Raw genomic sequence first — 25,115 nt, forward strand, 5'->3', positions numbered from 1 at the left:
AATTAGGTTTGAAATTTCTCATCAAAATTATCAACAATATTTAACTTAATATCCAAAAATCGTTTAAAGGAAAAAAAAATCTTCAAATCACAAGGCTTATGCCGTTTATCGATAAAAAAAGCCCCCAATAAACTGCTTTTTCATCATCCCGAAAAACCAATGCCAATGCCAATGATTATGATTACAAAATAAACACGGATAAAAAACAACTCGAAACACATATCGACAAGAACAATTTTGACTTATTCTGAAAAAGAAAACAATATTATTGACATATATAAAAAAATATTTGAAATTATTTCTGATATGCCAAAATAATTCATAGTTTTGCTAAACAATCGGTTGTTTAAAACAACCGATTGTTAATTAAAATTACATTTAACTATCAACCATTTAAAACTAAAAATTATGATCAAAAAATTACTTTTTTTACTGATAACAGTAACATGCACAACATTTACCGCAAACGCACAAAATTTATTCTTAAACAGTGGTCTTGAAGCAGGTACTGGAAATACGTTTACAAACTGGACAACTTGGTCAAATCCAAATATAACAGAAGAAACAGTAAATATACATAGTGGACTTAGAGCTATAAAAGCAATTTCAATGGGAACAGATGAATGGAGCCTTCAGCTTATAAGCGATGCAGTAACAACGGTTGCTGGAACAAGTTATGAAGTAACATTTTGGATAAAATCTGTCGGTGGAGCAAATACGATGCGTACATCCATTGCGTCTGGAACTAATTATTACCAAAGTCCCCAAACAATAGGAACAACTTGGCAAAAAGTTAGTTATGCTTTTACTGCAAATTCAACATCAACCAAAGTTAGCTTAGATTTAGGAAAAAGTACTGAAATTTTCTATATTGATGATTTAGAAATGTATTCACTTACTACTAACAATATCGTTAACGATGGATTTGAATTAGGATCTGGAGACAATTTCACAAATTGGACAAAACTAGGCACAACAGCTAATTTAACCTCAGAGACAGGAGCATCAAATGTACGAAGCGGCGCTAGATCCTTAAAAGCAATCTCAACAGGAACAAATGAATGGGATCTGGTTATGCAAAGTGATGCAGTTACGACTGAAACCGGCAGATATTATGAAGGCGCAATATGGATAAAATCTGTTGGAGGTGCCAGCAAAATGCGTTTATCAACTAGTGGCGGCACTTCAGAATATGGCACTAGTGTTACAATCGGCTCCACAGATTTTCAAAGAGTATCTATAGTATTTAAAGCAACTGCAACTGCCACAAAACTAAATTTAGACCTAGGTAAAAGCACAGAAACTTTCTATATAGATGATGCCTCTTTTAATTCAGCACAGACAGTGGCATTAGGTGTTTCCGATTTTAATGCCAAAAATGACGAAATCGTGTTTTATCCGAATCCGGTTAAAGACTATTTAAATATCAACTCTGATGCATCCATAAAATCAATAATCATCAGTGACCTCGCCGGAAAAACAGTGCGCACGATCAAAGATGCCGAAAACATTCAATCTGTTGATTTATCAAATCTAAAACAAGGAATGTACATTTTGTCGACGGACACCAACAAACAATTCAAGTTTTTGAAAAACTAAATATTCAATAAAGAAATAAGGCAAGGCCAGTTCATTACGAGCTGGTCTTTGTTTTTGTTTCCATTTCAGAAAAATACCTTGCCTCTATTCGTTTAATATCCTTGATTGAACTCTTGGCCCAAGCCAAACGCTTTTCCAAGATTTCTTCTTCAGACAAATGCCAATCGATATCCGATTGTCGCAATCTATTGGTCAGGTTTTGAATGATGATGGCAGCCGAAACCGAAATATTCAAACTTTCGGTAAAACCAGCCATCGGGATTTTAAGGAATCCATCCGCTTTTTGCATAATTTCATCCGACAATCCGTCTCTTTCCGTTCCAAAAAACAAGGCACTGGGTTTCGAAATATCAAAATCGTCCAACAAACAATCATTCTCGTGCGGCGTGGTGGCAATGATTTGGTAGCCTTGGTTTTTCAAGGTTTCCAAACAATGGGTTACATTGTCGAATTTATTGATGTCAACCCATTTCTGCGCACCCATCGCAATTTCCTTGTCAATGCTTTTGCCGTATCGTTGCTCAATCACGTTCAATTCCTGGATGCCAAAAACCTCGCAACTGCGCATCACCGCACTGGCATTGTGCATCTGGAAAACATCTTCCACAACCACCGTAAAATGTTTGGTTCTATTTTCCAATACTTTCAAGAATTTGGCTTTTCTATTGTCAGTCAGAATATTTTCGAGAAAATTAAGGTAATCGAGGTCAATCATGTTGCAGCATTATTTTTGGCAAAAATACTAACTATTTTCGCCACGAATTCACTAATTTTAATTTCTAATCCATTAATTTGCGAATTTGCGGTAAAATTATTTAAAAATTATGAAAAAGAAACTAGTCGTTTTAACCGGAGCCGGAATCAGTGCCGAAAGTGGTATCAAAACCTTTCGCGATGCCGACGGACTTTGGGAAGGACATAATGTGATGGATGTGGCAACTCCCGAAGGCTGGAACAAAAATCCCGAATTAGTACTTGACTTTTACAACCAAAGACGCAAACAATTGCACGAAGTACAACCCAATCTCGGTCATCAAATTCTGGCAGAACTAGAAAATGATTTCGAAGTTTCCATCATTACCCAAAACGTGGACAACTTGCACGAAAAATCAGGAAGTTCAAACGTATTGCATCTTCACGGGGAATTATTGAAAGTGCGAAGTACCAAAAACTATAATTACATTTTGGATTGGGAAACCGACTTGAATTCTAGTGATGTTGACGACAAAGGACATCAATTGCGACCGCATATTGTTTGGTTTGGCGAAGAAGTTCCTGCTCTTGAAGAAGCCGTAACTCTTGTCGAAAAAGCAGATATTCTGGTTATAATTGGCACTTCGCTACAAGTTTATCCTGCGGCTGGATTGATGAATTTTGCCAATCCCAACATTCCTGTTTATTACATTGACCCAAAACCGGCAACAATGTATGATTTACAAAATCGAGTAGAAATTATTCCGATGAACGCCACGGAAGGAGTTACGGTTCTCCAACAAAGATTATTCAATTTAATCTAAAAAACTGGTTACTAAATACGGAATACTGAACACTATTCCTTATTTTTGCACCTTTCTAAAAAACCGCTAACAATGACAATCTTAAACGAATTAAACGCCGTATCGCCAATTGACGGTAGATACAGAAGCAAAACAAGTTCACTTTCCAAATATTTCTCTGAAGAAGCGTTAATCAAATACCGCGTATTGGTTGAAATTGAATATTTTATTGCGCTTTGCGAAATTCCTTTACCTCAACTAAAAGACGTAAACCCGAATGTATTCGAAAGTTTGCGCGACATCTATAAAAACTTCTCTACCGAAAATGCTCTTTGGATAAAAGAAACCGAAAAAGTGACCAACCACGACGTAAAAGCCGTGGAATATTTCATCAAGGACGCCTTCGAAAAATTAGGTTTATCACAACACAAAGAGTTCATCCACTTCGGATTGACTTCACAAGACATCAACAATACAGCGATTCCGCTTTCGACTAAAGAAGCTTTCGAAAAAGTTTATATGCCATCATTAATCGCTTTGACTTCAAAGTTGAAAGAGTTGAGCATCGAATGGAAGGACATCCCAATGTTGGCCAAAACCCACGGACAACCAGCCTCTCCAACACGTTTGGGTAAGGAAATTGGTGTTTTTGTGGAACGTCTAGAAGAGCAAATGCGTTTGTTGTTCAACATTCCTTTTGCAGCCAAATTTGGTGGAGCCACCGGGAATTACAATGCCCATCACGTAGCTTATCCGCAAATTGACTGGAAAAAATTCGGAGGAACTTTCGTGGAAGACATTTTAGGTTTGCACCACTCCTTCCCTACTACACAAATCGAACATTACGATCACTTTGCCGCCTTTTTTGATGCGTTGAAAAGAATCAACACCATCATCATTGACTTGGATAGAGACATTTGGACTTATGTTTCGATGGAATATTTCAAACAAAAAATCAAGGCGGGAGAAATTGGTTCGTCGGCAATGCCACACAAAGTAAACCCTATTGATTTTGAAAATTCGGAAGGAAATTTAGGAATGGCAAATGCTATTTTCGAACACCTTTCGGCTAAATTACCATTGTCAAGATTGCAACGCGATTTGACGGACAGCACGGTTTTGAGAAACATTGGCGTGCCAATGGGGCATACCTTAATCGCTTTCGAAGCCACTTTGAAAGGCTTGAACAAACTATTGTTGAACGAACCAAAATTCGAAGAAGATTTAGAAAAAAACTGGGCAGTTGTAGCAGAAGCAATCCAAACAATCTTGCGTCGCGAGGCCTATCCAAATCCTTACGAGGCATTGAAAGGATTGACCAGAACCAATGAAGCGATTACAAAAAATTCGATTCACGAGTTTATTGGAACATTGGAAGTTTCAGCCGAAATCAAAGCCGAATTGATGCAAATCACGCCAAGTAATTTCTTGGGGATTTAATAAAAAACACTCTTTTAGTACAAAGCAATCATGAAGAATTCTATTCTAAAAACCGTATTGCTTTGTACTTTTTTTATTTTCTTTTCCTGTAAAAAGGACAACCCCAAACCAATAATAAAACACAGCATTGCAGGAGTGGTTTTAACTTTTGACGACGCTTATGTAAATGAATGGTTTGCCACGAATCAAGAATTGAAAAAATACGGTTGGAAAGGCACTTTTTTTGTTTGCAGAATAAACACTTTAAACAATACCAAAATCAAGAAACTTCTTCAACTTCAAAAAGAAGGACATGAAATTGGAGGTCACGGATTACAACATCTCAATGCAGCAGATTTTATTCGTGTCCATACAATTGAAGAATATTTAGATCAGGAAATCAATCCAATGATGGGTTTAATGGATTTTTATGGTCTGGAAGTAAGTTCATTTGCCTATCCTTACGGTGGAAGAACCAAAAAATTAGATGCTGCTTTATTGGACAAATTCAATAGTATAAGAGGAAGGGCTTTTTACGAAAAAGAGGTTTCTAAACAAGGCTGTTATTTCAATCATTCCAAATTGATATTTAGCTTTAGCATTGACGATACCTATCATCGTTTTAACTTGCCCCACCTTCAGAAATTATTGGATTACGCCAAGAAGAACAATAAAATTTTAATCTTGAATAGTCACAAAACGGTAAATAATGTAACTGGAGATTATCAGACAAAAAATGCAACGTTAGAATTTGTTTGCCAATACATCAAAATTCATAACATGCAATTTTACACTTTGTCTGATTTGGACAAGTTGAAATAAGAACAATTTCATTACAAGTAAATTCCTTTTGGAAAAGAACAAAAAATCTTTTCAAAAGGGAATTCCGCATTAAAATCAAGACCTAAAAAGACTGTTTTAACAAAGTTTAACCTTTGAAATAAAGATTTTTTGTATCTTACCAAAATACAAAAAAGAACAGTAAATACAAGTAAACGCCTATGACTCCAGTAGAAAAAGCAACCGAAGTTTCCCAACACTTACAGCCATTAATCAGTGATTTGGGACTGATTCTATTGACTGCGGGAATCGCTGTTTTGATATTTAAAAAATTAAAACAACCGCTGGTTTTAGGCTACTTGATTGCCGGTTTTTTGGCCGGAAACCACTTTGATTTTTTTCCTTCGGTAAAAGAAATCAAAAGCGTGGAAGTTTGGGCAGAAATTGGTGTTATCTTTTTGTTGTTCAGTTTGGGACTGGAATTCAGTTTCAAGAAATTAATGAAAGTGGGCGGAACAGCCTCGATTACTGCCGGAGTCCAAATTATCAGTATGTGTATTTTGGGTTATGCCGTTGGCCAATGGATGGATTGGTCCAAAATGGACAGTATTTTCTTGGGCGTAATTCTCTCCATATCTTCGACCACGATTATTTTAAAATCATTTGACGAATTAGGCGTCAAGACCCAAAAATTTGCAGGAATCGTTATTGGCTCCTTAATCGTTCAAGACATCCTCGCTATTTTAATGATGGTTTTATTGTCAACCGTTGCCGTGAGCAATCAATTTTCTGGAACAGACCTTTTGATGTCGGTATTAAAACTTGTGTTTTTTCTGGTGATATGGTTCTTGGGAGGTATTTTTATCATCCCGACAGTCCTCAAAAAAACCAAAAATTTATTAACGGACGAAATGTTGCTTATCCTTTCGTTGGCCTTATGCCTGACAATGGTTAGTCTCGCTGCCAGCGTTGGTTTTTCACCTGCCTTGGGTGCATTTATAATGGGATCCATAATTGCCGAAACCACACAAGCGGAACATATCGAACATTTGGTAAAACCCGTAAAAGATTTATTTGGAGCCGTATTTTTTGTGTCGGTGGGAATGTTGATTGCCCCTGAAGTATTGTATCAACACGCGATTCCCGTCATTATTCTGTCGGTTGTCACCATTTTTGGACAATCCCTCAGTTCAACATTTGGCGCTTTATTGTCGGGACAACCTTTGAAAGATTCCATAAGAACCGGGATGAGTTTGTCACAAATCGGGGAATTCTCCTTTATCATCGCAACTTTGGGCGTGACCCTTAAAGCCACAAATACCTTTTTATATCCAATAGTAGTGGCTGTTTCAGCCGTAACGGTGTTTACGACTCCATTCATGATTAAATATTCGCTTCCTTTTTCGGAATACTTGGCACATAAATTACCCCGTAAATGGACCAAGCGAATCGAACGTTATTCGGCCAGTACACAAGCGATAAAAACAGTCAGTTTATGGCAAACCGTGATTAATGCTTTTTTAATCCAGGTTGTGGCACTTGTCGTGATAATTCTTGCCATCATTCTACTTTCTTCCCGATATATTTTGCCTTTGGTAGAGGATTATCATTTGGGAAATACCTTGGGCGCCTTGATTACATTGAGTATTATTTCTCCTTTTCTATGGGCATTAGCCTTCAGAAGAGTTGCCCTTGCCGAAGTGGAGCATTTGATGCGAGACCGCAAATCGAGAGGCCCATTGACCATGTTATTTTTTATTCGGATTCTATTGTCGATTTTCTTCATTGGTTTACTGTTGAACATCTTTTTCTCTCCAAAAATCGCCTTGATTGTATTAATAATTGCAATCGCGATTTATTTGGTTTTCCAAAAGAAACTCCATATTCAATACCATAAAATTGAAAATCATTTCTTGGCTAATTTAAACGGCAGGGAGATTGATAAAGCCAAAAGAAACCGAAGCGATTTAACGCCTTGGGACGGACACATGGCTATTTTTGACATTGCCACAGAATCGAATATAGCTGGAAAATCTTTAAAAAACCTAAAACTTAGGGAGTTGTTGGGCGTAAATATTGTATCGATCAAAAGAGGCGAAATTACCATTCATATTCCTCAAGCCAATGAACGTATTTTCCCGGGAGATGAAGTTTGTGTTATTGGAACGGATGCTCAAGTGCAGGAATTTAAAAAGTATCTAGACCAACACGAAATGGACATTTCTCCAGAAATCAAGGAACCCGACATTGTATTGCGCCAAATCGAATTAAAAAACCACACCTTTTTGGGAAAAAGCATCAAAGAATCCAGACTTCGGGAAAAAACAAAAGGATTGGTTGTGGGCATCGAAAAAAGAGGAAACCGAATCTTGAATCCCGAGTCCTATGTCATTCTGGAAAAAGACGACATCCTATGGATTGTGGGAGACCGAAAACTATTGGCGGATTTGGTGCATGATTAGAAATTAAAAAAGGTGCAAGAACAAAATCTTGCACCTTTTTGACTTTTATAATTTTCTTCGAGTCTTTGCGCCTTCGTGGCAAAAAATTATCTCGAATAATTTGGAGCTTCTTTGGTAATGGTCACGTTATGAGGATGGCTTTCGTTGATTCCGCTGGCAGTGATGCGAACAAAACGACCAGTTTCCTTCAAGGTGTCAATGTCTTTGGCACCACAATACCCCATACCGGCACGAAGTCCACCAATGAATTGTTGCATGCTTTCGTTCAACTCTCCTTTATAAGGCACACGCCCCACGATTCCTTCTGGAACTAATTTTTTAACATCGTCTTCCACATCTTGGAAATAACGGTCTTTTGAACCTTCTTGCATTGCTTCAACAGAACCCATTCCGCGGTAAGACTTGAATTTTCTTCCTTCGAAAATGATGGTTTCTCCTGGAGACTCCATTGTTCCTGCTAATAAGGATCCTAACATTACACAATCAGCACCGGCAGCAATCGCTTTAGGAATATCTCCTGTGTAACGAATTCCACCATCGGCAATAACAGGTACTCCAGTTCCTTTTATGGCAGCAGCTACTTCAAGAACGGCAGAAAATTGAGGAAAACCAACACCGGCAACTATTCTGGTTGTACAAATAGAACCAGGTCCAATTCCTACTTTCACGCCATCGGCACCATTTTCTACTAAATATTTGGCGGCTTCCGGAGTGGCTATGTTTCCAACAATAACATCCAATTCCGGGAATTTGGCTTTTACCGCTTTCAATACATCCACCACACCTTTAGTATGTCCGTGAGCGGTATCAATAATTACGGCATCTACTCCGGCGTTTACTAAAGCAGTAGCTCTTTCGACCGCATCGGCAGTAACACCCAAAGCGGCTGCCACTCTCAAACGACCAAATTTATCTTTATTGGCATTTGGTTTTTGTGTCAATTTGGTTATATCTCTAAAAGTGATTAGACCAACCAACTCATTTTTAGCGTTTACAACAGGTAATTTTTCAATTTTGTATCCTTGCAAAACAACCTCAGCTTGTTCAAGTGAAGTTCCTTCAGCAACGGTTACTAAATTTTCACTTGTCATTATTTCGATAATAGGTCTTGTGTTGTTTTTTTCAAAACGCAAATCTCTATTGGTAACAATTCCTTTCAAAATTCTATTTTCATCCACAATTGGAATACCACCAATACCATATTCTTTCATGGCAGCTTTAGCATCTGCGACAGTAGAATTCAATGGCAAAGTAACTGGATCGATAATCATTCCAGACTCGGCACGTTTTACTTTGCGTACTTTGGCAGCTTGTTGTTCGATAGTCATGTTCTTGTGCAAAACTCCTATCCCACCCTCTTGTGCCATGGCAATTGCCATATCGCTTTCCGTAACGGTATCCATAGCTGCGGACACAATTGGAACATTAAGCGTGATATTTCGGGAGAATTTTGATTTTATACTTACTTCGCGAGGAAGTACATTAGAGTAATTTGGAACCAGCAATACATCATCGTAAGTTAAACCTTCGCCGACAATTTTTGAGTTATGTGCTATCATTGCAATTTGAAGTTGTAGTTAAATTGCGTGCAAATTTAGGAAATCTTAAGGAGATATACATTATAAATGGTAAATTTAATAATTAAATTTGTAGCGTGTCGAATTTTTCTGGTTGCAACCGGATTTGACCATTACAAAATCAAAAACTCCTATACTTTTCCAATGGAAAAATCAAATCAATCATTGCAAGGACTTTCAGACGAGGAAGTAATTCTGTCCAGAAAAAAAAATGGTGCCAATTCGCTGGAACATCAAGATAAAAACCATTTCCTTGCCTCGCTAATAGAAATGGTCAAAGAACCTATGTTCTTGCTTCTGTTAACTGCCACGAGCATCTATTTCATAACCGGAAAATATGGCGATGGAATTTTTATGGCAGCAGCAATAGTATTGGTTTCCACCATTTCGCTTTACCAAGAATCGAGAAGTAGAAATGCCATCGAATTATTAAAAAAACTATCGCAACCCAAGAGCAAAGTCATTCGAAATGGGGAAATTATTGAAATTCCGAGCGAAGAAATTGTTATTGGCGATTTAATCCAAACCGAAGAAGGGACTTTCATTCCTGCCGATGGAATCATTATCCAGTCCAATGATTTTTCTGTGAACGAATCTATATTGACCGGAGAATCACTAAGTGTTTTTAAAAACGAAAAATCCGAAAACAATCAAGTTTCCCAAGGAACAATCGTCACAAGTGGTTTGGCGATTTGCCAAGTTACCGCCATTGGAAACCAAACCCAATTGGGAATAATTGGTAAAAGCATAGAATCGATTATTGAAGAAAAAACGCCTTTGCAAGTTCAAATTGGAGACTTTGTAAAGAAAATGTCAATTATTGGCTTAGTGATTTTCAGCATTGTTTGGGGCATCAATTTTTATAACTCAGGCAAGGTTCTAGACAGTTTATTAAAAGCGTTAACCTTGGCAATGAGTGTTATTCCCGAGGAAATTCCTGTAGCATTTACCACGTTTATGGCGTTGGGAGCTTGGCGATTGATGAAAATGGGAATTATAGTAAAGCAAACCAAAACCGTGGAAACCCTCGGTAGTGCCAATGTTATTTGTACCGACAAAACCGGAACCATTACCGAAAACAAAATGAGTTTGGCACAATTGTATCTTTTATCGCTAGACAAAATAATAAATCCGAAAGAACAATTTAATGATGACGAAAAGGAATTACTCAGTCTTTCGATGTGGGCAAGCGAACCGATACCGTTTGACGGAATGGAAATAGCATTACACGATGCCTATTCTAAATTAGAAAACAAGGACGAACGCCCAACTTTCAAAATGATTCACGAATATCCTCTGGGTGGAAATCCTCCTATGATGACCCATATTTTCGAAGACAAAAAAGGAACCAGAATTATTGCTGCCAAAGGCGCTCCCGAAGCCATAATCGCCTGTTCCAATCTTTCGAAAACGGAAATTCAACAAATAAACAATGCCATAGAATCGATGTCGAAAGAAGGGTTTCGGGTTTTGGGAGTTGGCGTTTCCGAATTCAATGGAAATGACTTTCCAAAAACACAGCAGGAATTTGCTTTTAACTTTAAGGGGTTGGTTGCTTTTTATGATCCACCAAAAGAGAATATCCAAGCTGTTTTTGATGCATTTTACAATGCCGGAATCCAGGTTAAAATTGTTACTGGAGACAACGCCACAACCACTTCGACAATCGCTCGACAAGTAGGCTTCAGAAATCCAGAAAACACGTTGAATGGAGATGAATTAATGAAAATGAGTGAAGCCGAATTGAAAGAAAAAGTGATGGAAACCACCATTTTTACCAGAATGTTCCCCGAAGCAAAACTCAAAATCATCCAAGCTTTAAAAGCCAATAATCAAATTGTGGCCATGACAGGCGACGGCGTGAATGATGGTCCGGCTCTAAAATCGGCACACATCGGGATTGCGATGGGCAAAAAAGGAACCGAGATTGCCAAACAAGCCGCAAACCTTATCTTGGTAGAAGATGATTTGGCAAAAATGATTGACGCCATCGCTATGGGAAGGAAAATTTATGCCAACCTCAAAAAAGCCATTCAATACATCATTTCCATCCATATTCCCATTATCATGATTGTCTTCATACCGCTAGTTTTGGGATGGATTTACCCCAATATTTTTTCGCCGGTTCACATCATTTTTCTGGAAATAATTATGGGACCAACTTGCTCGATAATTTACGAAAATGAACCCATCGAATCCAATCTAATGTCACAAAAACCGCGACCGTTTACCACTACTTTTTTCAACCTGAAAGAAATAACGATAAGCATCATTCAAGGTCTTGTCATCACTTTGGGACTTTTGTTTGTCTATCAATATTGCGTTCAAGAAAACTGTACTGAAAGCGTAACTCGAACCGTCATTTTCCTAACATTAATTGCGTCAAATATTTTCCTGACCTTGGCCAATCGTTCTTTTTATTATTCGACATTCACAACTTTGGGATACAAAAACAACTTGGTTACGATTATCATAGGAATCACGATTTTAATTACCGGTTTACTGCTGCTGGTTCCTGTATTTTCGCATTTCTTTATGTTTGATGTGGTTTCAACTTCGCAAATTGGAATGAGTATTCTGGTGGGATTTGTTTCGGTAATGTGGATAGAATTTTACAAAATATTCAAACGAAGGAGTTCAAAATAAACTTTGTTTAATCGGGCGTGTTCTTGTCAGGAAAAATGATATTGAATCCCAGTTGAAAAGACAAACTATTAGCCTTGCTGATATCCCGATATTCCAAAAGATTGTCGGCAAGGACATAAAAATTGACTTTACCAAGGGTTGTTGACAATCCCAAACCAATATTTTTGGACGAAAAAGAATCTACCGTATAAGTAGCTTTCATCTCTAAAGAATCGAAAATTTGTCGTCTGTAAAAAGCCGTCAAGGCCATAAGAGGAGTTCTTGGCACTGACATGACAAACAATTGTGCACCAACAGAATTGGTGTATTTATTTTCGTTTTCACCCGTGCAATTACAATCCGAACTTCTTCCATCGCCGAAAGAATATTGAATAGAAGAATTGAATTTCAAAGGTCTCCAAGTAGTATATTTTGTATGCAAACTGTCTAAAGGAATGGCGTCGTTAAATTCATCCAAGATGTTATTCGAGTTGCCAAGAACGAAATCCGGCGTTAAACCTTCATAGTTATAATGTCCTTTATAGCGATAACTTTCTATTTCTTTGGTATGACTTATAAAACCAATGTCTATAAGACTTGCCGTAAATTGAAGGTTTTCTTCTGGATAATATGTCAATCCTAAATCCAATCCCAAACCTAGATTTCCTCCAAAGAAAGTCTTTTTCATAATATCACTTTTGGCATTTCCAGAGTAATTATCAATGTAATTAGTCAATCCCGAAGTGTTTACCAATCCATTAGCCGAAATAACCTGCTCATAAATGGAATTAGTGCCCCGAATGGTATAAAAATAACCTGAATTTTTGGTTGATGACACATTAAAAATACTGGAATAAATCTTGCCTCGGGCACCAAGAATCAGTTTTTCGCTTATATTTTTATGAAATCCAAGATGAAAAACCGAAAGCATTTCGCCTCTAGCGCTCAAATCGCCCATATCAAAAACTTTCCCCAAATAATCCTTGTTCCCGTCCAAGGCCAATATGGCATAATCTTTTGGCAAATAAGCAAAAACATCCAATTCTTGGTACATTCCAAAGGATAAATAAGAGCCTTCTTGCCAATCGCCCAATTTGAAACCAGCACTAAAGATTTCTAATTGTTCGTTTATCGAAACTTTGTCGTTTCTAGAAGTTGAAAAGACGACATTTCTTAACTTGGTATTAAAGTCCACTCCATTGTTGGCAAACAAATCATAAACCGAAAAACCGCTGGATCCCACATTGGTGGAAATTCCGGAGAGCAAAGGAATCCCGACAAACCAATTGTATTTGACATCGGAACCCGGATTCGTCAACAATGACTGGGGAGTCGAAGTGAAGTTGTATAAAATTTGCCTGTTTTGGGAAAAGCAACTAATGGATACCGTAAAAATAAAAATCAATAGTACATTTCTCATTCCACTACAAAATAAAGAGTGGCACTTGAACGCAATTTCAAACTTCCCAGGCTACTTTCGCTTAATGCAGGACCAGGCAACAAATTAATCACAAAAGCAATTTTGGAAGTGTTTTTCAATAAATCTAGTTTGGCGTTTTGAAATATTTCGGTTTTGGTTACGGGAGTCTGTCCAACCGTATAAGCCGGCACGTCGAATGGAATGGAATAAAGCGGCGTATTGTTGGCATCCAATAAAGTCAAATTAATTCTGAAACCTCTATTTATCGTATTGTTAATTTCGAAAAAGAAGTCGGCTCTATTCAGGTTTTGATCCAAAAAAGTTTGTTTGAAAACATCGAAATCCATCAAGTCACCGGAGAATGGCTGTTCTACTCCACCAACCACAAATTGATTGGCTTGAATATCAAACGTGACAAGATTTGCAACGACAACGGGCTTCAGCTTCAAGCCATTGACCTGATCGAAGTCTAAATCGCTGGAACACGATAAACAGAAAACGGAGAGGATAAATATCCTTAAAAATTTATTCATATTATTCAATGACTTGGGGAGTTAGAGAAACAACGAAGATATTAGATTTTTATTATTTTCTAATGAAAAGCACCAAATAATTTAGACGCTACATTGTAAGCACTTTCAAAACTCATGGCTCTTATATTCGTGTTTTCTTTTTTGGAATTAAAATAAGAGACTAATTTCTCGGTAGGCATATTGCCTGTCAAGACATCTTTAGCCATCGGACAGCCTCCAAAACCTTGAATGGCTCCATCAAAACGACGACAACCCGAATTGTAGGCGGCATCAATTTTTTCGAACCATTTATCGGGAGTGCTGTGCAAATGGGCTCCAAACTCAATCTTGGGATATTGGGAAATTAAATGCGAAAACAAATATTGGATAACATCTGGTGTCGAACTGCCGACAGTGTCCGAAAGCGAAAGGATTTTCACTCCCATATTCGACAATTTTTCGGTCCATTCGCCAACAATTTCCAAATTCCAAGGATCACCATAGGGATTTCCAAAACCCATGGAAAGATAAACCACGACTTCTTTATTGCTTTTATCGGCAATTTCAATGATTTCTTGTAACGTTATTACGGATTCAACTATGGTTTTATGGGTATTCCGCATTTGGAAATTCTCGGAAATCGAAAAGGGAAATCCCAAATACTGAATGGTTTGGTGTTGCGAAGCGGCAATTGCTCCTTGAGTGTTGGCGATAATGGCCAACAATTTGCTTCGGGTTTTCGACAAATCAAGTCTTGCCAAAACTTCGGCCGTGTCCTGCATTTGCGGAATGGCTTTGGGGGAAACAAAACTACCAAAATCTATGGTGTCAAAGCCAACACGCAGTAACGACTGAATGTAAGCTACTTTTCTGTCCGTAGGGATAAAAGTTTTTATTCCCTGCATGGCATCGCGAGGACATTCGATAATTTTTATTGCTTCCATAGAAAACCAAAGATAGGCAAAAGGTAATTTGCCACAAAGTCACAAAGACACAAAGTTTCTTATAGATTTTCTAAAATCTTCTTGTTGATTGCTTTAATCAATGCTGGTCCTTCATAGATAAAACCGGTATAAAGTTGCACTAAACTCGCTCCAGCTTCCAATTTTTCGATGGCGTCTTCAGCCGAATGAATCCCTCCCACTCCAATAATTGGAAAAGCTTTGTTGCTTTTTTCGGAAAGAAAACGGATTACTTCCGTAGAACGATTTTTCAATGGTTTTCCAGACATTCCACCCGTTTCTACTTTGTTTTTCGATTGTAAACCTTCACGAGATAAAGTAGTATTGGTGGCGATAACGCCCGCGATTTTGGTTTCTTTTACGATATCTATAATATCCAATAATTGGGAATCGGTCAAATCGGGAGCGATTTTCAACAAGATTGGTTTTTGCTTTGGCTTGGTCAAATTCTGGTTTTGCAGCGTTTGCAACAATTGTTTCAACGGCTCTTTTTCTTGTAATTCTCGAAGGTTGGGTGTATTTGGCGAACTCACGTTTACCACAAAATAATCGACATAATCGTATAAAGCATCGAAGCAAATCAGGTAGTCTGAAGTGGCATCTTCATTGGGAGTCACTTTGTTTTTACCAATATTTCCACCTATAAGAACTCCTTTATTCTTTTTTAAACGCTCAACGGCTTCTTGAACACCACCATTATTGAATCCCATTCTGTTGATGATAGCGCTGTCTTCCACCAATCGAAAAATACGTTTTTTGGGATTTCCCTCTTGGCCTTTTGGCGTAATCGTTCCTATTTCTATAAATCCAAAACCTAGGTTCGACAATTCCTTATACAAGGATGCATCTTTATCCATTCCAGCGGCCAATCCAACAGGGTTCTTGAACTTTAACCCAAAGACTTCTGTTTCCAATCGCTTGTCGTCGACTACATATAATGCTCTAAACAGCGAAGGAATTCCCGGTATTTTGGATAGATTTCTAATTAACGAAAAGGTAAAATAATGAACCTTTTCAGGATCAAAACAAAAAAATATTGGGCGAATAATTTGTTTATACATAATAAAGTTAGTTGTGGTGCAAAAGTAAAATTATCTATTCGATTTATAAATGTTTAGGAAATATATTTATAAAATTATTTGGCTATTAAATGAAAACGTTGTAGTGTGATTATAAATAGTAAGCCAAAATTAAGCATTCTTTAACAATAAATCAACATGGAAAATTGGGGGCACTTTGAATTTCAACAATCATTAACTTATTAAAAATCAATTAATTAATTCGGATAAAAAACACTTTTATCTACAAAAAAGCATTATCTTTGAATATGAATAATTCATATTATATCTTAATTATACACTTATTTGATATAAATACATCCATATTTTGAATAAATACTCACAATATGACAAATATCAGATTGACTCTTGCCAAATAATAATATCTTTGTAGAAGAAAAAATGATAAAAGATTTTACAAAAACAACAAAATCAAAACTTACTAATTTAAATACTAAAGCAATGACCAGATCACAATTTTCAAGAAATTTCATGATGCTTTTGACAAGTGTCGCCTTTTCGATTACCGGTGCCATAACTGCACAAAGTTTCCCGATTGTTCCCCAAAGCGCTTCCATTAATGTACACGGAACTTCAAATGTGCATGACTGGGACATGAAACCGACTAAAGTTACCGGTGAATTAGGATTGAACAGCTCCAAACAAATTAGTGCCATCAGCATCAAAATAGAAGTTAAATCGCTAAAAAGCGGAAATAGCATTATGGATGGCAAAACTTACGATGCCTTTGATTATAAAAAGAACCCATACATCGTTTTTCAATTGACTGATGCATCTCAAGCAAAATTATCCGATAATGACACTGAAATCACATTGACAGGAAATCTATCTTTTGCAGGAGCAACAAGAAAAATCAGCATTAAAACTACTGGAAAAATAACAAAATCAGGAGATTACCAACTTAAAGGAAGTATTCCACTAAAAATGACTGATTTCAAAATGAAACCACCAACAGCCATGTTGGGTACCATGAAAACCGGCGATGCAGTTACCGTAAAATTCGATGTAACTTTCAAAGGATAATAAAACACGTAATCAATAAACTAAATATAAACAACTAATTTAAATTCAAATCTATGAAAACAATTTTAAAAGCATCATTAATGATGGCGGCCATTTGTCTATCTGGCAACGTTATGGCGCAGCAAGTAACTTTTGGTCAAATCCAAAACCAAATAAAAAGAGACAAAACGGGTATAAATCAATTTGACGTAAAAAAAGACAGCGTTGAATTTAAAGGCCTTAGCATTGACTTAGGAGGCGCATTCAATATGGACTACCAAGCAATAAATTCGTTCAACGACCAACCGTCAACTTTTGCTTTACCGTCAAAAATTACTGGATATCGATTAATGAATCAGGAAAACAATTTCAATCTTCCTGCAGCCGATATGTTTTTTGGAGCACAATTGTTTGACGGTGTAAGAGTAAATCTAGATATTTATCTAGCTTCAAGACACCACAATGAAACTTATGCAAGAGGCGGATATTTACAAATTGACAAGTTAGACTTCATCAAGAAAGACTTCCTTGCAGGCATTATGAAATACGCTACAATTAAAATTGGGCAAATGGAGAACAACTTTGGTGATGCTCACTTCAGAAGTTCTGACAACGGTAGCACGATTAGAAATGCATTTGTTGGAAACAACATTATGAATGCATTCACTACTGAAATGGGTATGGAAGTATATTACAACAGAAGCGGATTAGTAAGTATGTTAGGTGTTACAAACGGAAATTTGAATCAAGGTACTCAAGAAGTTTTTTATGCTGCTGGTCCAGATGCAAATACTGTAGTTAGCCCTACAATCTTGGCTAAATTTGGTTACGACAAACAATTAGACAAAGATTTGAGAGTAAGAATTACTGGGTCTTTGTACCACAGTGCAAACTTGGGTAACTCCAACTTGTACTCTTCTTCTAGATCCGGATTTGGTTTTTGGGGTGTATTGAACAACAATGCTTATAAAAACAACGGTGTTGATGTTGCCGCTAATTACAATGCAAAAGCCACACCTGAAGGAACATTCAACCCTAATTTCAAAAACTGGGCTACTTCCTATATGTTCAACCCATTTGTAAAATACAAAGGTCTTGAATTCTTTGGAACTGTCGAATTGGCTTCAGGAGGAGATAAAGCAGGTGTTGACGACAAACGTACTGCCAACCAATATGCTGCAGACCTTGTTTACAGATTTGGAAAATCAGAACAATTTTACATTGCAGGAAAATACAATACAGTATCCGGAAAACTATCCAATGCAGATGCTGAAAAAGTAACTGTAGATAGATTTGAATCAAGCATTGGTTGGTTCATGACTAAAAACATTGTGGCAAAATTAGATTATGTTAGTCAAAACTATAGAGATTACTCACAATTTGTAGGAAATCCTGCTACTTCAAATGCCAACAATTTTTATGGTGGTAAATTCAACGGCCTAGTATTTGAAGCCGCCATTAGTTTCTAATTGAATTTTGTTTAAAACCGGCAAGGCTATTTCTTGCCGGTTTTATTTTTTAAATGTTTTATTTTTTGCATTATGAAAAAGCTAATTAATTTACTGGCACTAAGTTTCATAATTTCTCTATCTGCGACAGCACAAACTTTGGTTTCTGCCGAAATACAAAAAAATAGTTCCTTGACAATAAACGGATCAACAAACCTGGTTCCATTCAAGATATATCAAGACGGAGACAGACTCTCCAGAAGCAAAATGTCGGTTATGACCACGCAAAATCAAAACAAGATATTTGTGAGCCAAAACCAACTTTCCGTGATAGTCAAAAATTTTGCGTCCAATAATGCAATGGCCCTTAAAGATTTCTTGAAGTTGTTGAAATCCGACAGCTACCCCACCCTGCAAGTTCAACTCAATTATTTAGATTTACAACCCATTTACCAAAAAGGAAAAACCTACAATGGCGAAGCATTGGTAAACATTACCATTACAGGCAAAACCAAACAGTATTCCATTCCAATTGTTTACAACAGCAATGGCGATGTTTACACCGTAAATGGTTCCAAAAAATTAAGTATCCGCGATTTTGGACTGACACCAGAAACCAAAATGATGGGATTGATAAAAGTAAGCGAATGGATTGACATCAATTTTCATATTATTTGCAAAATTGCAACCCATGGAGAAATGGTAAAACTGTAAAAAAGGAACTCCTTAAAAATAAAGTTTTTCATATTTAATAGTTGGAAAAAGAGGATTGAGTATATTGATTCTCTTTTTTCTTTTTACACTATTTCGATAAAAAGAGAAATACTACCTTTGCAAAAAATAATCTTATGTCAAATATATATTTAGGCTATCATTTTACGGTTGAACCAAAAGAATTAGGTTCAGAAATTCTGGTTGCCGAACTGGGAGAACTTCCTTTCGAAAGCTTTATCGATAGTGATTTGGGCATTGTGGCCTACATCCAAAAAGACCTTTGGAACGAGAACATCCTTGACGATTTATTCATCTTGAAATCGCCGGAGTTTACCATATCCTACAAAGTGGAAGAAATAGATCAAGTCAACTGGAACGAAGAATGGGAAAAGAATTTCGAGCCTATAGACGTCGATGGAAATTGCCACGTTCGTGCTCCTTTTCACCCCAAAACCAATGCCGAATTTGACATTGTCATCGAACCCAAAATGAGTTTCGGAACAGGTCATCACGAAACCACGCACATGATGATACAGCATTTGTTGGAAATCGATGTTACGGGAATGAAAACCCTGGACATGGGATGCGGAACAGCGATTTTAGCCATCTTGGCCGAAATGAAAGGCGCCCACCCCATTGATGCCATCGATATTGACAACTGGTGTTATTTGAATTCCATAGAAAATACCGAACGCAATAATTGCCAACACATTACCGTTTATGAAGGCGATGCTGCCTTGTTGAAAGACAAAAAATACGACTTGATTATTGCCAACATCAACCGAAATATTTTGTTGAACGATATGCAAAGTTACGTGAACTGCCTAAATCCAAAAGGAACCTTGTTATTAAGCGGATTTTATACGGAAGACATTCCATTTATAGATGCTTCTTGCACGGAAAAAGGGTTGACATATGTTAAAAAGTTTGAAAGAAACAACTGGGTTTCATTAAAATACGTAAATTAGTATTAACAAATTACGACAGTGGAAATCAAAATAAAAAATCATTGGGAAACAGTTTACGAAACCAAACAACCTGAAGAAGTCAGTTGGACACAAGAAAATCCAAAAACTTCGCTTGATTTTATTCGGAAAACCAATTTAGGCAAATCCGCAAAAATCATCGACATTGGTGGTGGCGACAGCAAACTGGTTGATTTTTTATTGGAAGAAGGTTATAAAGACATAACCGTTTTGGATATTTCGGCCAAAGCATTGGAAAGAGCCAAAAAAAGACTAGGAAAAAATGCCGAAAAGGTAAACTGGATTGTTTCGGACATAACCGAATTCAAACCAGAAATTTCGTATGACATTTGGCACGACCGAGCCACGTTTCATTTTTTGACAACAGCCCAACAAATTAAAAAATATGTTGACATTACTGAAAAATGGGTTTCGAATTTTCTGATACTGGGTACATTTTCAGAAAACGGTCCCAAAAAATGTAGCGGATTGGATATCAAACAATACTCGGAAATGGAACTGGAAAGCCAATTTTCGAATCGTTTCAAAAAACTGAAATGCATCACTGAAGACTATGTAACACCATTTGAAACCAAACAAAATTTTACGTTTTGTGTTTTTGAAAAAAGCAAATAGAGAACCAACTGTATTTTTATTTATAACCTACAAATTATCTAAAAATGAGTACAAAAGAAAAAACAAAAACAAGAGTTAGTCAAAAAGAAGCCACGTCAATAAACAGCGAAATTATTGTTTATAATGACGATGTAAACACTTTTGACCACGTTATAGAAACCTTGATCAGGGTTTGCAACCACACTCCCGAACAAGCGGAACAATGTTCCTTGATTGTGCATTATAACGGAAAATGTACCGTAAAAACGGATGTATTGGAAAAATTGAAACCACAATGCACCCAATTACTCGAAGCAGGATTGAGTGCCGAGATTGTATAAATTTTTCTTTCTATTATATAAAAAAACAGGATTTTCTTAAATGAAAATCCTGTTTTTTTTTGATTGTAATTTAGAGTTTAATGTGGCAATTTATCTTTTATCAATCCATAAAGAAAAGTTCCGAAAAGTGCCCCGAAAAGCACCAATATCACGGGCAAAAATCCAGCTCCCAATAATATAAATATCGGACCGGGACAAGAACCTACCAAAGCCCAACCCAATCCAAAAAATATTCCGCCGATCCAAAACCGGATTGAACCTGGCTCTTTATCTTGAATTTTTATTGGCAAACCTTTGATGTCCCTGATTTTTTTTCTTTTTATAATTTGAATGCCAATAACTCCCGTAACGACCGCAACCATGATAATTCCGTACATGTGAAAAGATTGAAACTGGAACATTTCATAAATTCTGTACCAAGAAACCGCTTCGGATTTTGTCAAAACAATCCCGAACACGAATCCAACGATTAAATATTTTAATGCTCTCATTTTTTAAAAAATTAAGGGTAAAATAAAATGACTCATAATCAATCCGCCGATGAAAAATCCAATAACGGCTTTCAAGGACTTGAATTGCAAATTGCTCAATCCAGAAATGGCGTGTCCCGAAGTACATCCGCTGGCGTAACGCGTGCCAAAACCAATTAAAATTCCACCAATAATCAATATAAAAATCATTTTTGGAGATTGGAAAACATCGTTCCCGAATAAAGTATCCGGCAACAATTTTCCGTTTGGAGCATCAATTCCCAGTTGGGCAAGTTGGGCAATCGTTTTGGGATTGATGTCCACATTGGAGGCATCTCCCATAAATTGTACCGCAACAAAACCTCCCAACATTGAGCCCAAAACCACCAACAAATTCCAGCGTTGTTGTTTCCAATCAAATTCAAAAAAAGCCACTTTTTTCCCTATTCCCGTCATCGAACACAAAGTGCTCAAATTAGACGACATCCCAAATACTTTCCCGAAATAAATCAGGCAAAGCATTATCATTCCTATCAAAAAACCTGAAACATACCAAGGCCAAGTTTGAAAAATAACATTCATAACATTTCTTTTATTTGGCAAAAATAATACTTCCAATGCTAAAAAGCAGAATTAATACCCCATATTGTTGTTTATGGCAACAATACCGTTTAAATTTGTTTCGTAAAATCAGTCGTAAAAATTGTCGCCATTTTTATTCAAAAACAAAATTCTATCATGAAAAAAATAATTTATTTTATTGCTTTACTGCTCATAGCAACATCATGCATCAGCACCAAATCAACCTTAAAAAACGTCGATGACAATGCTCCAACTCCCCAATTAAAGGACAACACCACTTTTATCATTACGGAATACAGCAAAGACAAAAGATATGGTTACGACAAAAATTATCCCATCAATATTTTTTATGGAACCACCAAAAACGAAACCATAAACCAACAACGATTCTTGAATGCCTTGGCTGGACCAAAAGGCCAAAAAATCACTTATACCAAACTGGAAAGTTGTTGTCCATTTCCAACAAAAAGAAGCGATATGGGAGCCGGTCTTTTGGATGTGTATGAATTGAGATGGGAAGGTCAAAAAAACCCGATTACCCTATATTTGAACATCTACGAAAAAGGAGTTCTGATGGTTCCCGTGGGATTGACCTTGAAAAAAAATTAATTCCAAACTTAAATCGCAAACCATAAATCCTGACTATCTTTGCGCTTTTAAAAAATCAACCTTATGAATATCAAACATATTCCACAAATCAAACATGTTGATAGTGGCAACTTCTTTCTATTGGCTGGACCTTGTGCTATCGAAGGCGAAGAAATGGCGATACGAATTGCCGAAAAACTGGTTGGAATTACCGACAAACTAGAAATCCCTTTCGTTTTTAAAGGTTCGTTCAAGAAAGCCAATCGCTCCAGAATAGACAGTTTTTCAGGAATTGGAGACGAAAAAGCCTTACGGATACTTCGCAAAATCTCGGAAACTTTTGGTGTTCCCACCGTTACCGACATTCACACCAATGAAGATGCCGTAATGGCTGCAGAATATGTTGATGTGTTGCAAATTCCTGCTTTCTTGGTGCGTCAAACCGACTTGGTCGTGGCTGCCGCCAATACCGGAAAAGTCGTGAACCTCAAAAAAGGACAATTCATGAGTCCGGAAAGCATGAAACACGCCGTACAAAAAGTATTGGATTGCAACAACCAAAACGTGATGGTTACCGATCGCGGCACCATGTTTGGCTACCAAGACATGATTGTTGATTTCCGCGGAATTCCAACGATGCAACAGTATGCAACGACTGTTCTTGACGTAACCCATTCCTTGCAACAACCCAACCAAACTGCGGGCGTGACTGGCGGAAGACCCGACATGATTGAAACCATTGCCAAAGCCGGAATTGCCGTGGGCGTGGATGGAATTTTCATCGAAACCCATTTTGATCCTGCCAATGCCAAAAGCGACGGTGCCAATATGCTGCATTTGGATTATTTCGAAGCCTTGATGACCAAGTTGGTGGCCATCAGAAAAACCATCAATCAATTTTAATTTTTAAGTATTTCCCACATTGAAACCACATTTTTTATATTTTACATTTTTAACAATTCTTTTTTCTGTTAAAAATTTCGCACAAAACGACACCATCAAAAAGGAAAGATACACCGCCCACAACAAGGGAAAATTCACCATCTCCTGGGGTGGAAACCGCGAAAAATATACCGATTCCGATATTCATTTTATGGGCGATGACTACAATTTTGTGGTAGCCAATGCCAAGGCTCATGACAAACCAAAAGGCTGGCATGCTGACTACATTACGCCAGGCCGAATGACGGTTCCCCAAACTAATTTTAAATTGGGTTATTTTATTACCGACAAATACAGCGTTTCTATTGGCATTGACCATATGAAATATGTAATGACCCAAAACCAAACGGCAAATGTTACTGGTATCATTGACGGAAATCCCACATTTAATGGAGGTTACAACAATACTCCAACGGTTTTGACCGAAGAATTCTTGATGTTCGAACACACCGACGGACTGAATTATGTGTATAGTGAATTCGCCAGACAAGATAACATTTCACATTGGTTCGGCATAAAAAACACCGATAAATTTCAAGTGAACATCAATGAAGGTTTTGGAATTGGTGTGTTGTATCCAAAAACCAATACTACGCTTATGGGCAAAGAAAGACATGACGAATTTCATGTATCGGGTTACGGAACATCGATCAAGGCCGGTATCAACCTGACTATTTTCAAGTACTTTACCATTGAAGGCGTTCTAAAAGGAGGTTATATCAACATGCAAGACATTAGAACCACCAAAAGCAGTTCAGACAAGGCAAAACAAGAGTTCTTCTTTGGAGAAACGATAATTGCTTTTGGAGGAATCTTTAGATTGTAATTTATTTTTCAAAATAGTTGTCAATTCCTTTGGCAACTATTTTTTTTATCATTTACTTTGTGATTCAAAGTACTTTAAAAATGGAAGAAAAATATTTACAAGACATTAGCGAAATAAAAAAGATGATGAACAAATCGTCGCAATTTATTTCCTTGAGTGGTTTGGCTGGAATTCTGGCTGGTGTTTATGCCTTGATTGGTGCTTATGTGGCCAACCAATTATTGATGAATCACAAGAGTTATTACATCACATTAGAAAGCCGTACATTCCAATTAATTGTACTTACCGCTTTTTTGGTATTGGTTTTATCGGTTGTTACGGCAACAATACTTACTTTTGGCAAAGCCCAAAAAGAAGGAGAAAAAGTTTGGAATGCCACATCCAAAAGAATGATCATTAATTTCTTGATTCCACTGGCAACTGGTGGAATCTTTGCATTAATCCTGCTTCGTAACGAAATCTATGGTTTGATTGCCCCGGTTACCCTGATTTTTTATGGACTTTCTTGTGTCAACGCCAGCAAATACACTTTTAGAGACCTGAGATATCTTGGAATCACCGTTATCATTCTTGGACTTATAGCTACAGAATTTTCAGGATATGCGTTGGAATTTTGGGCGTTGGGTTTCGGAGTTTGCCACATTCTTTACGGTTCGATAATGTATTATAAATACGATAGAAAATAATTTTA

At 37.1% G+C, this 25,115-nt stretch carries 24 protein-coding genes; 16 read left to right on the plus strand and 8 right to left on the minus strand.

Features of this window, described 5'->3' with window-relative positions:
• The first annotated feature begins 408 nt into the window (after window positions 1-408).
• Window positions 409-1,599, plus strand: coding sequence for a T9SS type A sorting domain-containing protein (locus OZP13_RS10000; RefSeq protein ID WP_281297036.1), 1,191 nt, complete (start codon window positions 409-411; stop codon window positions 1,597-1,599).
• Window positions 1,600-1,633: 34 nt separating this feature from the next.
• On the opposite strand, the gene OZP13_RS10005 is transcribed toward OZP13_RS10000, so the two are convergent.
• A complete protein-coding gene (locus OZP13_RS10005) occupies window positions 1,634-2,314 on the minus strand; it encodes a TrmH family RNA methyltransferase (RefSeq protein WP_281297037.1) in 681 nt (226 codons plus the stop codon).
• A 109-nt stretch (window positions 2,315-2,423) separates the two neighbouring features.
• Between OZP13_RS10005 and OZP13_RS10010 the strand changes: the two genes are divergently transcribed.
• The 4 genes from OZP13_RS10010 (at window position 2,424) to OZP13_RS10025 (ending at window position 7,756) form a co-directional block, all read left to right on the plus strand.
• Window positions 2,424-3,116: an SIR2 family NAD-dependent protein deacylase gene (locus tag OZP13_RS10010; RefSeq protein ID WP_269240039.1), complete on the plus strand. Its 693-nt coding sequence runs from the start codon at window positions 2,424-2,426 to the stop codon at window positions 3,114-3,116.
• A 72-nt stretch (window positions 3,117-3,188) separates the two neighbouring features.
• Window positions 3,189-4,535 (plus strand): adenylosuccinate lyase, encoded by a 1,347-nt coding sequence (purB, locus tag OZP13_RS10015; RefSeq protein ID WP_281297038.1) that lies wholly within the window; start codon window positions 3,189-3,191, stop codon window positions 4,533-4,535.
• Between the two features lie 30 nt (window positions 4,536-4,565).
• Window positions 4,566-5,336 (plus strand): polysaccharide deacetylase family protein, encoded by a 771-nt coding sequence (locus tag OZP13_RS10020; RefSeq protein ID WP_281297039.1) that lies wholly within the window; start codon window positions 4,566-4,568, stop codon window positions 5,334-5,336.
• A 179-nt stretch (window positions 5,337-5,515) separates the two neighbouring features.
• A complete protein-coding gene (locus tag OZP13_RS10025; RefSeq protein WP_281297040.1) occupies window positions 5,516-7,756 on the plus strand; it encodes a cation:proton antiporter domain-containing protein in 2,241 nt (746 codons plus the stop codon).
• Between the two features lie 86 nt (window positions 7,757-7,842).
• On the opposite strand, the gene guaB is transcribed toward OZP13_RS10025, so the two are convergent.
• Window positions 7,843-9,315: an IMP dehydrogenase gene (gene guaB / locus OZP13_RS10030; RefSeq protein WP_281297041.1), complete on the minus strand. Its 1,473-nt coding sequence runs from the start codon at window positions 9,313-9,315 to the stop codon at window positions 7,843-7,845.
• A 162-nt stretch (window positions 9,316-9,477) separates the two neighbouring features.
• On the opposite strand from guaB, the gene OZP13_RS10035 reads away from it, so the two are divergent.
• Window positions 9,478-11,979 carry a cation-translocating P-type ATPase gene (locus OZP13_RS10035; protein WP_281297042.1) on the plus strand — a complete coding sequence of 834 codons (2,502 nt, stop codon included), beginning with the start codon at window positions 9,478-9,480 and terminating at the stop codon, window positions 11,977-11,979.
• Window positions 11,980-11,986: 7 nt separating this feature from the next.
• Here OZP13_RS10035 and OZP13_RS10040 read toward each other — a convergent pair whose 3' ends face one another.
• The 4 genes from OZP13_RS10040 to OZP13_RS10055 are packed head-to-tail and all read right to left on the minus strand — an operon-like array spanning window position 11,987 to window position 15,913.
• A complete protein-coding gene (locus tag OZP13_RS10040) occupies window positions 11,987-13,378 on the minus strand; it encodes a DUF5723 family protein (RefSeq protein WP_281297043.1) in 1,392 nt (463 codons plus the stop codon).
• Window positions 13,375-13,911: a hypothetical protein gene (locus tag OZP13_RS10045; RefSeq protein ID WP_281297044.1), complete on the minus strand. Its 537-nt coding sequence runs from the start codon at window positions 13,909-13,911 to the stop codon at window positions 13,375-13,377. The genes OZP13_RS10040 and OZP13_RS10045 overlap by 4 nt, the downstream gene beginning before the upstream one ends.
• Before the next feature lie 59 nt (window positions 13,912-13,970).
• Window positions 13,971-14,834: a hydroxymethylglutaryl-CoA lyase gene (locus OZP13_RS10050; protein WP_281297045.1), complete on the minus strand. Its 864-nt coding sequence runs from the start codon at window positions 14,832-14,834 to the stop codon at window positions 13,971-13,973.
• Window positions 14,835-14,893: 59 nt separating this feature from the next.
• Complete coding sequence (locus OZP13_RS10055; RefSeq protein WP_281297046.1) at window positions 14,894-15,913, minus strand: quinone-dependent dihydroorotate dehydrogenase; 1,020 nt, start codon at window positions 15,911-15,913, stop codon at window positions 14,894-14,896.
• 459 nt (window positions 15,914-16,372) lie between these two features.
• Between OZP13_RS10055 and OZP13_RS10060 the strand changes: the two genes are divergently transcribed.
• The 6 genes from OZP13_RS10060 (at window position 16,373) to OZP13_RS10085 (ending at window position 21,016) form a co-directional block, all read left to right on the plus strand.
• The gene (locus OZP13_RS10060) at window positions 16,373-16,954 is read left to right on the plus strand and encodes a YceI family protein (protein ID WP_281297047.1); all 582 of its coding nucleotides are present in this window, start codon (window positions 16,373-16,375) and stop codon (window positions 16,952-16,954) included.
• 53 nt (window positions 16,955-17,007) lie between these two features.
• Window positions 17,008-18,402, plus strand: coding sequence for a hypothetical protein (locus OZP13_RS10065; protein WP_281297048.1), 1,395 nt, complete (start codon window positions 17,008-17,010; stop codon window positions 18,400-18,402).
• 72 nt (window positions 18,403-18,474) lie between these two features.
• Window positions 18,475-19,095: a YceI family protein gene (locus OZP13_RS10070; protein WP_281297049.1), complete on the plus strand. Its 621-nt coding sequence runs from the start codon at window positions 18,475-18,477 to the stop codon at window positions 19,093-19,095.
• Window positions 19,096-19,229: 134 nt separating this feature from the next.
• Window positions 19,230-20,063, plus strand: a complete 834-nt coding sequence (prmA, locus tag OZP13_RS10075; RefSeq protein ID WP_281297050.1) for a 50S ribosomal protein L11 methyltransferase — start codon at window positions 19,230-19,232, stop codon at window positions 20,061-20,063.
• An 18-nt stretch (window positions 20,064-20,081) separates the two neighbouring features.
• Complete coding sequence (locus tag OZP13_RS10080) at window positions 20,082-20,696, plus strand: class I SAM-dependent methyltransferase (RefSeq protein WP_281297051.1); 615 nt, start codon at window positions 20,082-20,084, stop codon at window positions 20,694-20,696.
• 44 nt (window positions 20,697-20,740) lie between these two features.
• Window positions 20,741-21,016, plus strand: a complete 276-nt coding sequence (locus OZP13_RS10085; RefSeq protein ID WP_269240050.1) for an ATP-dependent Clp protease adaptor ClpS — start codon at window positions 20,741-20,743, stop codon at window positions 21,014-21,016.
• Between the two features lie 77 nt (window positions 21,017-21,093).
• Here OZP13_RS10085 and OZP13_RS10090 read toward each other — a convergent pair whose 3' ends face one another.
• Window positions 21,094-21,507: a DUF6691 family protein gene (locus OZP13_RS10090; RefSeq protein WP_281297052.1), complete on the minus strand. Its 414-nt coding sequence runs from the start codon at window positions 21,505-21,507 to the stop codon at window positions 21,094-21,096.
• 3 nt (window positions 21,508-21,510) lie between these two features.
• Window positions 21,511-22,068, minus strand: a complete 558-nt coding sequence (locus tag OZP13_RS10095; protein WP_269240051.1) for a YeeE/YedE family protein — start codon at window positions 22,066-22,068, stop codon at window positions 21,511-21,513.
• Between the two features lie 156 nt (window positions 22,069-22,224).
• Here OZP13_RS10095 and OZP13_RS10100 point away from each other — a divergent pair, with 156 nt between their 5' ends.
• The 4 genes from OZP13_RS10100 to OZP13_RS10115 all read left to right on the plus strand — a co-directional run bounded on the left by OZP13_RS10100 (window position 22,225) and on the right by OZP13_RS10115 (window position 25,110).
• A complete protein-coding gene (locus OZP13_RS10100; RefSeq protein ID WP_281297053.1) occupies window positions 22,225-22,677 on the plus strand; it encodes a 2-dehydro-3-deoxyphosphooctonate aldolase in 453 nt (150 codons plus the stop codon).
• Window positions 22,678-22,740: 63 nt separating this feature from the next.
• Window positions 22,741-23,559 (plus strand): 3-deoxy-8-phosphooctulonate synthase, encoded by an 819-nt coding sequence (kdsA, locus tag OZP13_RS10105; protein ID WP_281297054.1) that lies wholly within the window; start codon window positions 22,741-22,743, stop codon window positions 23,557-23,559.
• A gap of 19 nt (window positions 23,560-23,578) precedes the next feature.
• Window positions 23,579-24,424 carry a hypothetical protein gene (locus OZP13_RS10110; RefSeq protein ID WP_432419460.1) on the plus strand — a complete coding sequence of 282 codons (846 nt, stop codon included), beginning with the start codon at window positions 23,579-23,581 and terminating at the stop codon, window positions 24,422-24,424.
• A gap of 80 nt (window positions 24,425-24,504) precedes the next feature.
• Window positions 24,505-25,110 (plus strand): hypothetical protein, encoded by a 606-nt coding sequence (locus tag OZP13_RS10115; protein WP_269240053.1) that lies wholly within the window; start codon window positions 24,505-24,507, stop codon window positions 25,108-25,110.
• Window positions 25,111-25,115 lie beyond the last annotated feature (5 nt).

It is taken from the genome of Flavobacterium limnophilum (genome assembly GCF_027111315.2).
Lineage (GTDB): Bacteria > Bacteroidota > Bacteroidia > Flavobacteriales > Flavobacteriaceae > Flavobacterium > Flavobacterium limnophilum.

Coding starts and splice junctions, on each gene's coding strand:
- OZP13_RS10000 (WP_281297036.1), top strand. CDS start 409: ATGATCAAAAAATTACTTTTTTTACTGATAACAGTAACATGCACAACA.
- OZP13_RS10005 (WP_281297037.1), bottom strand. CDS start 2,314: ATGATTGACCTCGATTACCTTAATTTTCTCGAAAATATTCTGACTGAC.
- OZP13_RS10010 (WP_269240039.1), top strand. CDS start 2,424: ATGAAAAAGAAACTAGTCGTTTTAACCGGAGCCGGAATCAGTGCCGAA.
- purB (WP_281297038.1), top strand. CDS start 3,189: ATGACAATCTTAAACGAATTAAACGCCGTATCGCCAATTGACGGTAGA.
- OZP13_RS10020 (WP_281297039.1), top strand. CDS start 4,566: ATGAAGAATTCTATTCTAAAAACCGTATTGCTTTGTACTTTTTTTATT.
- OZP13_RS10025 (WP_281297040.1), top strand. CDS start 5,516: ATGACTCCAGTAGAAAAAGCAACCGAAGTTTCCCAACACTTACAGCCA.
- guaB (WP_281297041.1), bottom strand. CDS start 9,315: ATGATAGCACATAACTCAAAAATTGTCGGCGAAGGTTTAACTTACGAT.
- OZP13_RS10035 (WP_281297042.1), top strand. CDS start 9,478: ATGGAAAAATCAAATCAATCATTGCAAGGACTTTCAGACGAGGAAGTA.
- OZP13_RS10040 (WP_281297043.1), bottom strand. CDS start 13,378: ATGAGAAATGTACTATTGATTTTTATTTTTACGGTATCCATTAGTTGC.
- OZP13_RS10045 (WP_281297044.1), bottom strand. CDS start 13,911: ATGAATAAATTTTTAAGGATATTTATCCTCTCCGTTTTCTGTTTATCG.
- OZP13_RS10050 (WP_281297045.1), bottom strand. CDS start 14,834: ATGGAAGCAATAAAAATTATCGAATGTCCTCGCGATGCCATGCAGGGA.
- OZP13_RS10055 (WP_281297046.1), bottom strand. CDS start 15,913: ATGTATAAACAAATTATTCGCCCAATATTTTTTTGTTTTGATCCTGAA.
- OZP13_RS10060 (WP_281297047.1), top strand. CDS start 16,373: ATGACCAGATCACAATTTTCAAGAAATTTCATGATGCTTTTGACAAGT.
- OZP13_RS10065 (WP_281297048.1), top strand. CDS start 17,008: ATGAAAACAATTTTAAAAGCATCATTAATGATGGCGGCCATTTGTCTA.
- OZP13_RS10070 (WP_281297049.1), top strand. CDS start 18,475: ATGAAAAAGCTAATTAATTTACTGGCACTAAGTTTCATAATTTCTCTA.
- prmA (WP_281297050.1), top strand. CDS start 19,230: ATGTCAAATATATATTTAGGCTATCATTTTACGGTTGAACCAAAAGAA.
- OZP13_RS10085 (WP_269240050.1), top strand. CDS start 20,741: ATGAGTACAAAAGAAAAAACAAAAACAAGAGTTAGTCAAAAAGAAGCC.
- OZP13_RS10090 (WP_281297052.1), bottom strand. CDS start 21,507: ATGAGAGCATTAAAATATTTAATCGTTGGATTCGTGTTCGGGATTGTT.
- OZP13_RS10095 (WP_269240051.1), bottom strand. CDS start 22,068: ATGAATGTTATTTTTCAAACTTGGCCTTGGTATGTTTCAGGTTTTTTG.
- OZP13_RS10100 (WP_281297053.1), top strand. CDS start 22,225: ATGAAAAAAATAATTTATTTTATTGCTTTACTGCTCATAGCAACATCA.
- kdsA (WP_281297054.1), top strand. CDS start 22,741: ATGAATATCAAACATATTCCACAAATCAAACATGTTGATAGTGGCAAC.
- OZP13_RS10115 (WP_269240053.1), top strand. CDS start 24,505: ATGGAAGAAAAATATTTACAAGACATTAGCGAAATAAAAAAGATGATG.